Origin of the sequence: Fructilactobacillus carniphilus, assembly GCF_024029675.1 — a bacterium.
GTDB classification, from domain to species: domain Bacteria; phylum Bacillota; class Bacilli; order Lactobacillales; family Lactobacillaceae; genus Fructilactobacillus; species Fructilactobacillus carniphilus.
The window spans coordinates 1,030,431-1,044,723 of sequence record NZ_CP097121.1 but is presented as its reverse complement, the minus strand read 5'-3'; the positions used below and the strand labels follow the sequence as shown (position 1 = coordinate 1,044,723).

Here is a 14,293-nt window from a genome sequence, read left to right as displayed (position 1 = left end):
AAATAAAAAAACCGCCACGGCGTTTTTTTGTTGGATGGAAAGTCGCTAAGCTTTTTGCCGGTAAACCAGAATCATAGTAAACGGCAGTAGCGCGGTTCCAATTAACAGTAGACTAACGAGAAAGCTAGATTGATTAATCACTAATCCAATTAGATAACTGCCCAGGGGCATCACTAGATTTAAACAAAAGAATAAGACTGAAAAGGTTTTTCCAATGATTTCGGCCGGAACTTGCAATTGAATGAACGTTTGACTTAGGACGCCGTACCGGACTAAGTTTAAGTTGGCAATGATTGCTAATAGACACATGGAGTAAATGTTGGGGAATCCAAAGATCACGAATAATGAGAGCACCAGAAGCGCTAAAAAGCTGTATTCGGTTTTGAGGGTCTTGCCAATTTTAAAGTAGTGCATCGACAGGGCGCCTAGGATTCCACCGACGGCCATGAAGCTTACGACAATCCCATATAAAGCTTGCTGATGTAAAGTTTTGGTGACGAACACGGGGGCAAAAACGTTTAGTTCTGCGGAAAATAACGAGAGAATGGTTCCTAATAAAATAATTTCTTGCAGGCGAGGGACACGGAAAACGTATTTAATGGTGTTCGAGTACCGATTATCGGGATTCCTCGGGGGTAGTTTGAATTTTAACAACGGGAGCAACAGGATGAAACCGATTAAAAAGGACACAGCGTTGATTCCTAGAGCCCATTCAATTGTAAGGAAATGCTTGGTGTACAGAATGGTAGAGATAGCTGGAATCACAATGGTTAGCACCTGCCCGACCACCGAAGTCCATTGGTTGTAAGTCGGGATCCGTTCCCTTTGGACGTAGCTGCTAATGGCCTTTTTCATTAACGGGGAAAGTAAAAAGTTACTAAAATTAATGAGGAAAAGAAAGAGGTTGATAATTAGAATGCTGGGCCTTTGATTTCCAATGGCGGTTAGATAGAACAAATTGAGAAACGAAATGACCACGGAGAAGAACTCAATCCCCAAGAGAAACTTGCCGACGTAGCGGGAGTCGGCCAAATAGCCACCCACAAAACTGGCAATGAAATTCGCGGAGCTAGCGACCGCCAAACTAGTTGCTAAGGTTTTCGATGAACCAAACGTGTTTAAAATCCACAGATCCAGGAGGGTGTTAAAGATGAGGTCACCAACCTGGGAAAATGTTTTGGAAAAAAAGAGGCGTAGTTCCATAGGTAATCCTCCCCAAAAATAAGTTTAGATTTTTTCTTAGTTAAATTTAAGCTTATCCTTGTTTTAAAGGATTAGCAATCTACGCCAAATTAATTTTAGTAAAATTTAAGTTAAAAAAGAGCCGAATCGGGTTGAAATAGTGTTTCAATCTGATTCGACTCTTTAAATATAAATTTTTTGATTACCGCCGGTGGGTTTGTTCCCGATCCGGACCAACCGAATACCATTCAATGGGAACCTGAACCAGGGCTTCCACCGTTTTGATGTAGTTTTGGGCGTTAGCCGGTAACTGGTCAAAGGTGGTGCAATCCGTGGTACTTTCGTTCCAACCTGGCAGTTCTTGGTAAACTGGTTCACAGTTGTCTAGTTCATCAAGGTTAGCAGGATAGTAATCGATAATTTTTCCGTTAAGCCGGTAACCGGTGCAGACCTTAATCACGTCGAGTTCATCTAACACATCGACACAGTTCATGGCTAAGGCAGTTAAACCGGAAACGCGCGCAGCGTGCCGCAATCCGACCGTATCCAGCCAGCCAATCCGGCGGGGTCGTTTAGTGACCGTTCCGTATTCGTGGGCAGTATCACGGATATGATCCCCAATTTCGGTTAACAATTCAGTGGGGAAAGGACCTTCACCCACGCGGGATGTGTAGGCCTTGCAAACGCCAATTACGTCAGTTACCTTGGTCGGACCTAAACCGGCTCCCACGGCAGCACCACCGGCAACCGGATTAGAAGAAGTGACGTACGGATAGGTTCCGTGGTCAATGTCTAACATAATCCCTTGGGCCCCTTCAAAGAGCACGTTTTGTTGCTTTTCAATGGCGTCGTTTAAGAGGACGGAAGTATCCGTAACGTACGGTTTCATCCGTTCCCGATATGCCTTGTATTCGTTGTAAATGGAGTTGAAGTCTAACGGTTCCACTTCATACAATTTGGTTAATAATTCGTTTTTTTGCCGGAGGGTTTCTTGGAGTTCTCGTTTGAACGTCTCCGGATCAATTAAATCGGCTACCCGAATTCCCACCCGGGCAATTTTATCCATGTAAGCAGGACCAATTCCTTTGTGGGTGGTTCCGATTTTATTCGTCCGTTGTTTTTCGCTTAGTTCGTCTAACAGAATGTGGTACGGCATAATGACCTGGGCCCGCGAAGAGATCCGTAAGTTATCGGTCGGGACGTCGTTTTCGTTGAGATAATTAATTTCTGCAAAGAGCGACTTCGGGTTTAGAACCACGCCGTTCCCAATGACAGCCAGTTTATCAGAGTAAAAAATCCCAGATGGCAACAGTTGTAGGCTAAACTTGTGTCCGTTAAAGACAATCGTATGGCCGGCGTTGTCGCCTCCTTGGTATCGTGCAATTGCATCGGAATCTTTACTGAGATAATCGACGATTTTACCCTTACCTTCATCGCCCCATTGACTACCAACAACCACTGTTACTGACATATAAGCACCTCGTTAAATTTTTTTACCAGTAGCAAGTTTACCAATCTTAACCGGTGAAATCAAGAACTTAACGGATTTTTGCAGATTAAAAGTTCGGGTTTTATTTGAGAAACAAAAACCGACCGCTACCATCTATCCTAAACGGGATAGATGGTAGCGGTCGGTTGAGCTGGTTAAACCATTATTCAGGAATGACAAACGTCTGTTTAAATTTAGTTTGAAAGTTTTCGTCTAAGTCGAGAGCTTCCGTCAGGTAATTTGAAAAATTACCGTAGTGTTGGTCAATCGTAGCGAAGGCTCGTTCGAGGTAACTCTTGTCAACGTTCAAAGCTACTTGGAGCGCTTTAATTTGTTCAGCAGAAATTTTCCCCTGCAGGGAGTTAATGATTTCTTCGTTGCTGGCTTTGCGCATTTCGTTAGTTTTAAGGTAGTCAGCGTAAATTTGGTCGTCAGAAGCACCGGCCAGTTTCAGGATTAAAGCGGCACCAAAGCCAGTGCGGTCTTTACCAGCAAAACAGTGGAATAACAGCGGTTCGTTCAGCTTCAAGGCTTCCGTTAGAAAATCATGATATCCTTTTTGCGCCGATTCACTAAGCACCAGTTGTTCGTAAGTATTTAGCATGCCCTCTGTAATGTTATCGGCATGTAGTAACATGTCTTCAATGGAGGCACTACTGTTAGTAGCGGAAGCCAGGATGTCAATGTTTTGATACTTAACACCGGGCATGGTGGTATCTGGTTGTTGTTCGATTTCTTTTTTACTCCGGAAGTCAAAAACTTCCTTTAAATGATGTTGATTAACGAGAAAATCAACATCTTCAGGGGTTAAATCAACTAACTGACCGCTTCGCAGGAAGATTCCCGGACGTAAGGTTCCCCCAGCAACGGGAATACCACCGATATCGCGAAAGTTTACAATTTTTGATGCTGTCATGAGCTTGCTCCTTTATGATTGTGATTTAATTAATAGTATACCATTAAATGGAAGCGCAGTCCTTAAAGGTTAAACAAAAAATAATTGGCAAGGATAAAGTTCGTGAAAATCCGGACGATAATTGACAAAAATCCAGAAATCGTTAGAATTAAAGTAATTTAAGAGTGGGGGTACGACAATGATTGAGCGGTATACACGCGCACCAATGAAAAAAATTTGGAGTATGCAAAACCAGTACCAATCCTGGTTAGACGTTGAAATTGCGATTGATGAAGCTTGGAATAAACTGGGGTTAATTCCCGATAACGATTTAAAAGCCATTCAACAAAAGGCGAAGTTTGATCCGGATGAAATTGCTAAAATCGAAGCAGTAACTCACCATGACGTGGTGGCCTTTACCCGGGACGTTTCTGAATCCTTAGGACCCGAAAAACGCTGGATTCACTACGGGGTTACCAGTACGGACGTTGTGGATACGGCGCAAGGGGTTCGATTAAAACAAGCCAACGCCGTTTTGCGCGAGGACTTGTTGACTTTAAAAGAAACGATTAGAGAAAAAGCCTTACAATACAAGGATACGGTCATGATGGGCCGGACCCACGGGGTGCAAGCAGAACCCACCACGTTTGGTTTGAAACTAGCCCGGTGGTACTCCGAATTGAACCGAGACATTGACCGCTTTGACCATGCGGCTGCGGGCGTTGAAGCCGGAAAAATTTCGGGAGCAGTGGGAACCTTTGCTAACATTGATCCTGAAGTGGAACGGTACGTTTGTGACAAACTCGGATTGCGGGCTCAAGAAATTGGGAGTCAAGTGCTACCGCGTGATTTACACGCCGAATACATTGCCGTCCTGGCTCTAACCGCTACTAGTTTGGAAAACTTTGCGACCGAAATTCGGAGCTTGCAACGTTCAGAAATTCATGAAGTGGAAGAACACTTTAATGCCGGCCAAAAGGGATCCTCAGCGATGCCCCATAAACGGAACCCCATCGGATCAGAAAATATTTGTGGTTTGGCTCGAACGATGCGGGGCTTGATGACGCCGGCTTACGAAAACGTTTCGTTGTGGCACGAACGCGACATTTCTCACTCTTCGTCAGAACGAATCATCCTCCCCGAAGGAACCACGTTGTTAGACTACATGTTGCACCGGTTTAATAACATTGTGAAGAATCTGGACGTCTTCCCAGAGCGCATGAAGGAGAATATGAACATTACGCACGGCCTGATTTACAGCCAACGGGTAATGTTAAAATTGATTAACACCGGTTTGAGCCGGGAAGCTGCTTACGATTTAGTGCAACCACTCACGGCCAAGTCCTGGGATGAACAAATTTCCTTCCGGGAATTGGTAGAAAACAGTCCAGAAATCACGGACCGGTTGAGTGCAGCAGAAATTAACGATGCCTTTGATTACCACTACCACCTGCGGCACGTGGATGATATTTTCAAACGGGTCGGCTTAGAATAAGTGCATGAACAAGATTCCATTGACGCCTTGGACGTGAATGGAATTTTTTCTAACCACGATAATAAGAGAAAGGATTACGGATGTTAATTCAACAGGTTGTGATTGAAAATCAAGCAACGCCACAAGATGTGCGTTGTCAGGATGGGATAATTACTGAAATGGCAGCGCATTTAACGCCCGAGCCAGATGAGCAAGTGATTGATGCCACGGGTAATTTACTGTTGCCACCGTTTGTGGATTCCCATGTGCACCTAGATTCGACTTTAACGGCTGGGGAACCACGCTGGAACGAAACGGGAACGCTATTTGATGGGATTCAGATTTGGTCGGAACGGAAACCCCAGTTGACTCATGACGATGTAAAACGACGGGCGCTCGCGACGTTAAAACGACAAGCCGAACACGGGGTCCAGTTCGTGCGCAGTCACGTTGATACCACTGACCCCAGTTTTACGGCACTGAAAGCTCTACTGGAGGTTCGTGATGAAGTTTCTGACTTCATGGAACTCCAACTGGTGGCGTTTCCTCAGGAAGGAATTTTATCGTTTCCAAATGGAAAGAAACTAATGGAAACCGCCGCCCAAATGGGTGTAGACGCGATTGGTGGGATTCCGCACTATGAATTTAACCAGTACTACGGGAAGGAATCCCTGGAATTTATCATGGACCTCGCGGAGCGCACCAACAAACTGGTGGACGTGCACTGTGACGAAATTGATGATCCGGGCTCCCGGAACTTGGAAGTGCTGGCGACGTTGGCCTACGAATCTGGGTTGAAAGAGCGAGTGACCGCTAGCCATACGGTTTCGTTGGCAAGCGTAAACGATGCCTACGCTTATAAACTAATGCGGGTGCTAGAATTGGCGCAACTGAACTTCGTGGCCAATCCCCTGGTGAACATGCACTTGGGTGGCCGCTTTGATACCTATCCGAAACGCCGGGGATTAACACGGGTTAAAGAATTGCTAGAGCACCACATCAACGTTTCCTTTGGAGAGGATGACATTAAGGATCCGTGGTATCCGATGGGCGACGGCAACATGCTAGATGCGCTCTACGTCGGGATTTTAGCCAGTGGGTTAATGGGCTATCACCAGATTTTGGATTCCTACCGGTTGATTAGTACAAACGGTGCCAAAACCCTGCACGTGCAGGATCACTATGGAATTGAAGTCGGGAAACCAGCTAGTTTCCTGATTTTTGCCGGGTCCAATTTTTATGACGTTTTAAACGAACGGCGGCCGTTGCTGTACTCCATTCGAAACGGCAAGGTCTTAGTAGAAAATCACCCGCAGTCCGCGCACCTAAATTTCTAAACAAGCAAAAAGGAGAACGCGATGACCGAATATCGAACTGAATCTGATACCTTAGGAGACGTGCAAGTCCCGAAAAACGCTCTCTGGGGAGCACAAACGGAACGAAGTCGCCATAACTTTCCGGTGGGACCGTTAATGCCAGTGCAAGTAATTCGAGCGTTGCTGGTCATTAAACGAGCTGCAGCGCAGGTTAATGCCCAGGATCAGAAGCTGGCACCGGAAAAAGCAGCTGCGATTGCAACCGCCGTTGATCAATTACTGGAACTGGACGATGCCGCTTTAATGCAGGATTTTCCGCTTCATGTTTACCAAACCGGTTCCGGAACCCAAACCAACATGAACGTGAACGAGGTCATTACCCACGTGGTGCAGCAGAATCAGCCTGACCTTACGGTGCAACCAAATGATGACGTAAATGCTTCGCAAAGTTCAAATGACACTTTCCCGACGGCGATGAACATGGCTGCTTATCAAGCAGTTCAAGCGCTAATGTCCCCGTTACAACATTTAATTACGGCGTTCCAGCAGTTGGAAAGCAAGTATCAAGCAGCGGTCAAGATTGGCCGAACTCACCTTCAGGATGCCACTCCGTTGACCTTTGGCCAGGAAGTTTCTGGTTGGCGCAGTACCTTACAGCGCGATCAACAAGCCTTACAGGAAAACGCACAGGGATTGCTGGAGTTACCGATTGGGGGAACGGCGGTTGGAACTGGGTTGAATACCCCAGCTGGATTTGATGCACAAATGGTGCAGGCTTTAAGTCAAGCCCAGGGAGTCCATTATCGCGTGGGCAATAAATTTGCGGGACTATCCGCGCATTCGGCCTTGTTAAATACGCACGGCGCCGTGCGGACGCTTGCTTCTGATTTATTGAAAATTGCGAATGACATTCGCTTCTTAGCCAGTGGACCGCGAGCCGGTTACGGGGAACTGACGATTCCCGCTAACGAACCGGGGTCGTCCATCATGCCAGGGAAGGTGAACCCGACTCAGGCCGAGGCGATGACGATGGCGGCGACGCGGATCATGGGGAACGACACGACGCTGACCGTGGCGAACAGCCAGGGAAACTTTGAAATGAACGTGTATAAACCGGTGATGATCGCCACCTTCTTAGAGTCGGTGGAATTATTGACCGATTTACTGCCGAACTTCACGGATAAGATGGTCAGTGGGATTCAGGTGAACCAGGAGCGGATGCAGCAATTGGTTGATGCCTCGTTGATGACGGTGACGGCGTTAAGTCCTCACATCGGTTATCACCATGCAGCTGAAATTGCGAACCAGGCGGCGCAAGCCAACGAAAATTTGCGGGACGCGGCGCTTGCATCGGGATACCTAACGGCAGCGGAGTTTGATCAGTGGGTGAACCAGTTGCGGATGACGAATTATGATCGAGATTAAAATTTAAACTAAATGAATCAATAAAAAAACAGCTTTGTTAATTAACCTTTGCCGGGATAATTAGCAGAGCTGTTTTTAGTTTAGAAAGACGAAGAATGCCTTTATAGCAACGATGCACCTATTAGTTGCGGGAAAGCGCATAAGTAGTTCGTGATTTTTACGTTAATAGTTTTATGCTTAAAAATGATTTTAAAAGGAGAGGTTGATCGATGATTTTAGGACAACGGATTAGAGAAGAACGGGAGAAAAGGAACTGGACCCAAAATGATTTGGCTGAGCTGTTAAACGTTAGTCGCCAGTCCGTTTCTAAATGGGAAATTGGGACTGCTTATCCTGATATTGACAGATTGATTCAAATCAGCGATTTGTTCGAGGTTAGCTTGGATAGTCTCATCCGGGGTGATGATAAATTCCAAAAAAAAATTAAGGTCGAGAATCCAAAGGTAGGGATGACCTTTTGGGATTTTCTCAATCATCGCTGGTGGATTATTTTTATAGTTGCATGGTGTTTGGCGTGGCTAATTCCAGTGATTATTCATGCATTTAAGTAATGATTAAATTAAGGAGACCAGAATGACGGAGTACATTTTAACGACCAACCAATTAACCAAGCGGTTTAAACAGAAAGTGGTTTTAAATCACATTAATTTGAAAATTCCACAAGGTAAAATTTATGGATTGCTGGGAATTAATGGAGCTGGGAAGTCCACGACCATGAAGATTATCACTGGAATTATTACTGATTTTGAAGGGGGAATGGAATTTAAGCATCAACCTTGGCACCGATCAATTTTGCAACAAATTGGGTCTTTAATTGAATATCCGGCTGCTTATGGGAATTTAACGGCATTCGATAATATGAAGATTATTGCTTTAGAAGACCACTTGCCTTTAGAAAAGATTCCAGTTATTTTAGCCCGTTTAAACATTGATAATACCGGGAATAAAAAAGTGAAGAACTTTTCTTTGGGAATGAAGCAACGGTTGGGAATTGCAATGGCGATGCTGAAGAATCCAGATTTTTTGATTTTAGATGAACCTTTTAATGGTTTAGATCCGTACGGAATTAAAGAGCTGAAAACATATTTAAAGGAGCTTACCCAAACGGGAAAAACGGTTCTAATTTCAAGTCACATTCTGCCCGAATTACAAGACATCGCAGAATTCATTGGTATTTTGAATAATGGATCGTTGGTTTATCAACAAGCAGTGACTGGTAAAGAGGATTTGAATCAGATCTTCTTTGAAAAAACACAAGGATAATAGTTGAGATGAAGAATGCATTAAAAATAGAAATATTGAAAACTAAATCGAGTAATGATTTAAACATAGCATTAATTTTACCGTTGCTTTTCTGCGTATTTACCCTGATGACGTTACTATCATCTAGGAATCCAACTGGGTTAGTTAATGGGGTTAGCATTATTCAAACTAATATTTTTAACATTTGGGCACTGATTTTGTTGCCAATATGTGTTGTGATGATTATTAGTGGTGATTATCAACAAGAAAAGCGGGCTTTAGGGCTTCAAAGCGTTTTAGCCAATCATTGGTCTTTGCAACAGCGTTACCTAGCCAAGTCTTTGAAATACTGGTTATTAATGTTATTAGCTCAAACTACTTTATTAGTGGTTGTTTGCATTAGTAACTTGCTGACAACTAGAACGGTCGGGAATGTCGCGTTATTATCGTTTGCTTCACTGGTTATCTGGCTTGGTAGTTGGCCACTAATTGTAATTAACATGCAGCTATTGCGCTATTTGAATGCAATTATGGTTATCCTGCTTAATCTCGGAATTTCAATTATGAGTGCTTTTATGGGAATTGCTTTAACCTTGCGTTTCTGGCTAGATCCCTGGGTATTAGCACTTCGGACGATCACATTATTACGGATTAATCCTAACGGGACCGTCTTATCAGCTCAAAGTAATTTGACTAACAATCTTAGTTTTATCGGTTGGATTGTCATCGTAGTCGTGATGTGGTTAATCATTAATTATTTGCTGTCTTTAAGTAATGCTCGAAAGGTGGCTTGAGTTGTGTTAAAAGCTAATTGTTTGAAAATCAAACATCAACCGTTACTGTTAGGAATTTCATTATTAATCGGATTATACGGAATTTATTTTGGCTTAAAAAGCAAAGCTTCACCAATGACAGGAACACTTTGGACCAAGACGGCAATTGTTTATTTGAACTGTTTGGCCCCATGTTTGCTTAGTCTAATTCTTGCAATTCAACGAAGGTTCGAGGACCAAAGACCTAATTTTAATGGGATTCTTTCACTGCCGAAGCGAACTAGCTGGCTATTAGGATTTTCGCTAAGTACTTACTGGATGTGGTTAATTAATATTCTTATTTTTAATTTGCTGATGGTAACGATTGGTGATTTTTCCATAAGGATGTCCCTGAATCTGTGGGTTAGCTTAGCAATCTTAAATTTAGTTTGGGTGCCAATTATTGAGTATGTGGGAATCATGCATGGTTATTTAGCTTGTATTGGGGTTGGAATTATGACAATTCCATTTATGATTTATTACGGAACAACAGCATTGGGAGCGGGATTATGGTATCTGATTCCATGGGTTTATGGTGCCAAAATTTATTTAGTTTCGCCATTTCGATTAATGGGAATGGTGCTGGTAGTTTTATTAATTACCACGGTTGAGCAAATTATAGTTAATTGGCGTTTTAATCATTGGTCAGGAAATTAGGAGGAATTAAAAATGAAGCAGAGTAGAAAAGAAATTATTAATTTAGGGGCTTGGCTTGCATTAGTTATTATGATTATCTTATTTGCGGTTCAAACTCATACTTTTAACGTTAATATGGTGCTTTTTATCATCATTGTGCCAACGTTGCTAAATTTACCGTTATTTTTTAAAAGTCGCACTAAAAGCATGCTTGTGTTTCAACTCATCATGCTAGTGATTTCCTTACTAATCTTTATACTGGTAACGATTACAATGCTGATGAATGCTAGTTATAACCAGTTGATTCGGTGGTCAATTTTGTTTCTAGCAATTATCGGAATGATTTTCGTTATCATAAATTTGGTTTCATTGATTTCAAAAAGAAAATAGCAATTTTAAAAGGATGGCTCAGCTACTGAGACATCCTTTTTTGCTGGGGCTCAAGACTAGAGCTTGTCTGGATCAATCATTATTGTAAGGTCAAAGAAGTTTGATTTTATTTAATGAAGGAGGAGACAGGTGCAATTACAAGTAACGAACCTCAGAAAACAAATTAAAGGGAAATCGATTCTAAAGGACGTCTCGTTTACGCTGGAAGCGGGGCAAATTGGGGGACTAGTTGGCGCAAATGGAGCCGGGAAAACCACCCTGATGAAATCCATTTTAGGAATGATATCCATTAATCAGGGCACTATCAAAGTGGAGCAACAGGTGGTTAGCGTTCAAAAGAAAACAGCCCTCCACAACGTGGGATCGTTGATTGAATATCCGGCACTTTATCCTTACTTAACCGGTTGGGAGCATCTCCGGTTATTTGCTAACGATGACTATAACCAGAAAGAAACTGAAGATTTAATTGCTGCTTTAGAAATGGAATCTTATCTAAAGCGGCCCACCCGCCAATATTCCTTGGGAATGAAGCAGAAGTTAGGCATTTTATTAGCGTTGATTAATCAACCCAGACTAGTAATTCTCGATGAACCCATTAACGGTCTAGATCCTAATGGGACGAAGCAGGTTCGGGATTTAATTCTCCGCTTGCAAAAACGGGGCATTACTTTTCTAATTTCCAGCCACGTTTTAAGCGAATTAGAGAAAATGATTGATGTGTTAATCATCATTAAAGACGGTGTGATCTTAAAACAGACGACATTGCGTCGTTTTCAGCACCATTCCCAGCAGCGGCTCCGGATTACCGTTGATAAGTTTGATTTAGCGCGCAAACTGATTGGAGCTAATGAGCAAATTGAAATTAGTGATACAGCTTTAATGGTCCCGGTAGCCGAGTTGCAAACGTTGGTTCCAGGGTTAAATGCCAATGGGATTCACATTCAAACGGTTGAAAGTGAACGAGATGACTTTGAAAACAACTTGTTGCAGTTGCTGAAATAGAAAGGAGACGCCACGTGAAATTACTGATTAAACAAGAGTTATTTAAGCTTTTTCATCAGAAAAGTACCTATGCGGTGCTGGTTTTGCAACTAGTACTGATGCTTACTACTGCTGAAATCTCTAACTATAATCCGCATCTCATTACGGTTAAAGCAGTTTGGTTAGATAACTTTAATGGTTCGCTGTGGGGATTTTTGGTGCTGATTTATCTCAGTAGTACCATTTTCACCCAAGAGTTTAACTACGGCACCATTAAACTCTTAATTTCCAAACAATTTTCGCGCACTACAATTTATCTGAGCAAGCTAGTCACCTTATTGGTGTTTGCTGGTTTGTTGGCATTAATCTCGCTTAGTTTTTCGCTACTGCTTTTCAGCTGGTTGGGCAATTCTGCCATTCCTACCGCAGATTGGAATGTTTTCTGGTTGAGTAACGTGGCCAAGTTTTTCACCACGGGATTGATCAGCAGTTTGGTATTGACCGTTGCTTTAGGGTTTAAATCAACGGGCTTAGGAACGACGGTCGGAATCATCGTTTGCTTTGTTAGTCCATTATTGGCTAATGCAATGTTTGGGTTAGTTCATAGCCATCCGTTGCTAAGGTACAATCCGATTAACGTCATGAATTTAAATGGGCAAGTTATTAACCCAGCCTTACAGCAGGTTACGTTGTTATCAATTCCAGAGTATTTAGGCTTAATCTTGGTTTATGGAGGTTGTTTGCTGGTAGTTGGAAATTATGCCTTTAAACGCCGGACCACCTAATGATGTCGTTAAAGCTAAAAAAACACCTTACTTCGGAAAAGTAAGGTGTTTTTAGTTAGTCGATTTTATTTTTGACCAGCGTTTTGATTGTTCTTGGTGCTGGTCGTGTTAACTGGTGAGTTCTTTAAGTCCCCACGCTTGTCCCGCTTTACCATTTCAGCGATTAACATCCGGTATTGGGAACGGTAATCGTTGTAGGCTTTTTGGGATTCTTGCATGCTGTGTTCCGTTTCTTGAATTTTCTTAATTAACTCCCGGTTGGTGTAACCAGCCAGGTGCATTTGCATGTCCAACGTGGAGTTGTAGGCTTTTGACAGGGAATGGTACCCAGACCGAGTTGCCTTCGTAACCCCACTGGCCAAGTTCTTGATGGATGGGTGACCACTTAATTCGTCAATGTAATCCATCGTTGGGGTACTGATACTGCGATCCCAGAAGGAAATCAATGGACCAGCGAAGAAGGCCACGATAATGGAAGCAAACCCAACCGGACCGTGCACTAAGACGGCGGCAACCAAGAAACAAATATCTTGGATAACCCGAGCGGTCTTATATTTACAGTGCAAACGGGCCGAAGCAATTGGTGCAATCGCATCGTACGGAGCAACTCCCAAGGATGGAGCCATGTACAAAGAACTTCCGGCCGTAAAGAAGAGTAAACCAAGAATTAAATCAGCAACCAAAATCAAGAAGTTAACGTGACCGGGGAAGATTTGGTGGTAGATGGCAGAGAACCATTGGATTTCAAATCCAACTAACACCATGTTCATAATCGTCCCAATTCCGATTTTCTTCCGGTCCAAAAGCAGTACGAAAATGAAGATGACGAAGTTCGCACACAATTGGTAAATCCCTAGAGAAGTATGCAAGAGGGTTGCCATCCCGGTATTGACGGCGGTGAAGGGATCAAGCCCCAGAATTGGGGAAGATTTTAATAACGCCGCCCCCATGGACAAAATGGCAATTCCGACGAATGACATTAACGTTCGTAAGGAAATATTAATGACTTTTCCAAAGAAAGAAAAATTTTGTTGCGGAGCAGTAGTGGTGCTACCGCTATCGTTATTTTCATTATTCATAGGCTCAGTTAAATCCTTTCAAAAAATGTGATATTCCAATTATATCATAACGCAAATGGGTTGGTTCCTGCCAAGTTAATTGATTTGAACGCTAATCTGGGTAGAATCGTGCGTCTTTTTACCATTTATATTATAATTTAGCCAGTGACAAAATTAATTGTCCCAACGCAAACGGTTGAACAAGGAGGGAAACCCGCGTGAAATTAATGAAAATAACCCAAAAAGACTTTGCTGCTTTAGGCAACTGGCGTAAACGCGAGCAACAATTGATGCAACTACATCGACTGGTCCAGAAGGGTCGGCCCCAAACGTTTAACCTAAGTGCCCAACAATTGAACTTGTTCGCACAGGCCAAATTAAAATATTAGTAGGACAAAGGATTAAGGACTTTGTCCTTTTTTCAGTTGGGTGCCTGTTGCAGGTTAATGGTTGTTGTTACTAATCATTTAATCTGTAACCAGCATTTTGAAGAGCAGGAATGCCCTAGCAGCCGGGCTTTGCTATCTCTAACCAGGGGAAATGGCCCCCAATTGATTGCAACCCGTTCGCCTTTTACCGAGAATAGGTTGAGCAGACGAATCTCAATA

General features: G+C 43.0%; 15 protein-coding genes. 11 read left to right on the top strand and 4 right to left on the bottom strand.

Annotated features, from left to right (window positions below):
- Nucleotides 1-45 precede the first annotated feature (45 nt).
- From M3M37_RS05340 to M3M37_RS05330, 3 genes are all read right to left on the bottom strand, one after another.
- A complete protein-coding gene (locus tag M3M37_RS05340; RefSeq protein ID WP_252794713.1) occupies nucleotides 46-1,203 on the bottom strand; it encodes an MFS transporter in 1,158 nt (385 codons plus the stop codon).
- 181 nt (nucleotides 1,204-1,384) lie between these two features.
- Entirely contained in the window at nucleotides 1,385-2,653 is a 1,269-nt protein-coding gene (locus tag M3M37_RS05335; RefSeq protein WP_252794711.1) for an adenylosuccinate synthase, read from the bottom strand.
- A gap of 181 nt (nucleotides 2,654-2,834) precedes the next feature.
- Nucleotides 2,835-3,587 (bottom strand): tyrosine-protein phosphatase, encoded by a 753-nt coding sequence (locus M3M37_RS05330; RefSeq protein ID WP_252794709.1) that lies wholly within the window; start codon nucleotides 3,585-3,587, stop codon nucleotides 2,835-2,837.
- A gap of 178 nt (nucleotides 3,588-3,765) precedes the next feature.
- On the opposite strand from M3M37_RS05330, the gene purB reads away from it, so the two are divergent.
- The 10 genes from purB (at nucleotide 3,766) to M3M37_RS05280 (ending at nucleotide 12,627) form a co-directional block, all read left to right on the top strand.
- Nucleotides 3,766-5,061 (top strand): adenylosuccinate lyase, encoded by a 1,296-nt coding sequence (gene purB / locus M3M37_RS05325; RefSeq protein ID WP_252794707.1) that lies wholly within the window; start codon nucleotides 3,766-3,768, stop codon nucleotides 5,059-5,061.
- Between the two features lie 80 nt (nucleotides 5,062-5,141).
- Nucleotides 5,142-6,377 carry a cytosine deaminase gene (gene codA, locus M3M37_RS05320; RefSeq protein WP_252794705.1) on the top strand — a complete coding sequence of 412 codons (1,236 nt, stop codon included), beginning with the start codon at nucleotides 5,142-5,144 and terminating at the stop codon, nucleotides 6,375-6,377.
- A gap of 21 nt (nucleotides 6,378-6,398) precedes the next feature.
- A complete protein-coding gene (locus M3M37_RS05315) occupies nucleotides 6,399-7,781 on the top strand; it encodes a class II fumarate hydratase (RefSeq protein WP_252794703.1) in 1,383 nt (460 codons plus the stop codon).
- A 209-nt stretch (nucleotides 7,782-7,990) separates the two neighbouring features.
- Complete coding sequence (locus M3M37_RS05310) at nucleotides 7,991-8,332, top strand: helix-turn-helix domain-containing protein (RefSeq protein ID WP_252794701.1); 342 nt, start codon at nucleotides 7,991-7,993, stop codon at nucleotides 8,330-8,332.
- Between the two features lie 22 nt (nucleotides 8,333-8,354).
- The gene (locus M3M37_RS05305) at nucleotides 8,355-9,044 is read left to right on the top strand and encodes an ATP-binding cassette domain-containing protein (protein WP_252794700.1); all 690 of its coding nucleotides are present in this window, start codon (nucleotides 8,355-8,357) and stop codon (nucleotides 9,042-9,044) included.
- Between the two features lie 8 nt (nucleotides 9,045-9,052).
- Complete coding sequence (locus M3M37_RS05300) at nucleotides 9,053-9,817, top strand: lantibiotic immunity ABC transporter MutE/EpiE family permease subunit (RefSeq protein ID WP_252794698.1); 765 nt, start codon at nucleotides 9,053-9,055, stop codon at nucleotides 9,815-9,817.
- A 3-nt stretch (nucleotides 9,818-9,820) separates the two neighbouring features.
- On the top strand, nucleotides 9,821-10,492 hold the full coding sequence (locus M3M37_RS05295; RefSeq protein ID WP_252794696.1) for an ABC-2 family transporter permease: 672 nt from the start codon (nucleotides 9,821-9,823) through the stop codon (nucleotides 10,490-10,492).
- 12 nt (nucleotides 10,493-10,504) lie between these two features.
- Nucleotides 10,505-10,861: a hypothetical protein gene (locus M3M37_RS05290; RefSeq protein WP_252794691.1), complete on the top strand. Its 357-nt coding sequence runs from the start codon at nucleotides 10,505-10,507 to the stop codon at nucleotides 10,859-10,861.
- Between the two features lie 129 nt (nucleotides 10,862-10,990).
- Nucleotides 10,991-11,863: an ABC transporter ATP-binding protein gene (locus tag M3M37_RS05285; protein WP_252794689.1), complete on the top strand. Its 873-nt coding sequence runs from the start codon at nucleotides 10,991-10,993 to the stop codon at nucleotides 11,861-11,863.
- Nucleotides 11,864-11,877: 14 nt separating this feature from the next.
- A complete protein-coding gene (locus M3M37_RS05280) occupies nucleotides 11,878-12,627 on the top strand; it encodes an ABC transporter permease (RefSeq protein ID WP_252794687.1) in 750 nt (249 codons plus the stop codon).
- A 65-nt stretch (nucleotides 12,628-12,692) separates the two neighbouring features.
- Here M3M37_RS05280 and M3M37_RS05275 read toward each other — a convergent pair whose 3' ends face one another.
- Nucleotides 12,693-13,706, bottom strand: coding sequence for a YczE/YyaS/YitT family protein (locus M3M37_RS05275; protein WP_252794686.1), 1,014 nt, complete (start codon nucleotides 13,704-13,706; stop codon nucleotides 12,693-12,695).
- Between the two features lie 197 nt (nucleotides 13,707-13,903).
- On the opposite strand from M3M37_RS05275, the gene M3M37_RS05270 reads away from it, so the two are divergent.
- Nucleotides 13,904-14,074, top strand: coding sequence for a hypothetical protein (locus M3M37_RS05270; RefSeq protein WP_252794685.1), 171 nt, complete (start codon nucleotides 13,904-13,906; stop codon nucleotides 14,072-14,074).
- Nucleotides 14,075-14,293: the final 219 nt, after the last annotated feature.